Annotated in this window: 2 protein-coding genes; both read left to right on the forward strand. The window is 48.3% G+C overall.

Going from position 1 to position 789, the window contains the following annotated elements; all coding sequences use genetic code 11:
- Positions 1-256: 256 nt before the first annotated feature.
- Positions 257-583 (forward strand): DUF433 domain-containing protein, encoded by a 327-nt coding sequence (locus tag LC586_RS17630; RefSeq protein ID WP_229486046.1) that lies wholly within the window; start codon positions 257-259, stop codon positions 581-583.
- 8 nt (positions 584-591) lie between these two features.
- The coding region (locus LC586_RS17635; protein ID WP_229486047.1) for a hypothetical protein at positions 592-789 on the forward strand (198 nt) is incomplete at its 3' end.

A 789-nucleotide genomic window follows, 5' to 3' on the forward strand; every position in this document is an offset into this window, starting at 1 on the left:
CACAGGGAAGGCAGAAGTTGCTACAGACTGCGCGAAACACCCAAACGTCAACCCTGGAGCAATCAATTTAAAGATATCTATCTTAAGTACAGAAAATAGCCTACCACACAAGCGATCGCACTTTGTTTGAGGTAATAGACATCTCCGAAAAAGAATGTAGAGACGTAGCAGTGCTACGTCTCACGCTGTTTGTTCGTTGGTTCTTACTTATAATAGAGAACAATCGTCATCTCAAGTATTCAGCTTGATGCCCACAATGACACTCAAAGAGCTACAACCTCAACTTTTAGCCCTGTCTTTGGAAGAAAAGGCACAGGCAATTCAGATTTTGGCGGCGAGTCTGGGCAATGGGTTGATTGGCATTGAGAAAACACCGGGCGTCATGGGGGGCGATGCCTGTATTCGGCAGACTCGGATTCCGGTTTGGCTGTTGGTTAGCCTGCGCCATCAAGGGGCAAGTGAAGCCTATTTGTTAGAAGATTACCCGACGCTAACTGCTGCTGATTTGGTGAATGCATGGCTGTATGCAGAGGTTTATCCTGAAGAAATTGAAGCGGCGATCGCACGGCAAGAGGCGGCTTAAGGGTGGTATTGCTTTATGCCGATGAGGGGTTTCCCAAAGTGGTTACGGGGCTACTGCTTGACATACTCACCGCACCTTTAGGTGCGGTGATTCTTGGCGGCTCACAGCAACTAGCTACTCTTCGTAGTCTTATGGTCGCTCCCCGTCCGTTTAAGGTCGTGCCGATGCCCCATGCCGACCATTTCTATATTTTTGGAAGCATTATC

The organism is Nostoc favosum CHAB5714 (assembly GCF_020829495.1).
GTDB lineage: Bacteria > Cyanobacteriota > Cyanobacteriia > Cyanobacteriales > Nostocaceae > Nostoc > Nostoc favosum.

What these genes read in the sequence shown, in the direction of transcription:
- LC586_RS17630 (WP_229486046.1), top strand. Translation starts at nt 257, where the DNA reads ATGACACTCAAAGAGCTACAACCTCAACTTTTAGCCCTGTCTTTGGAA.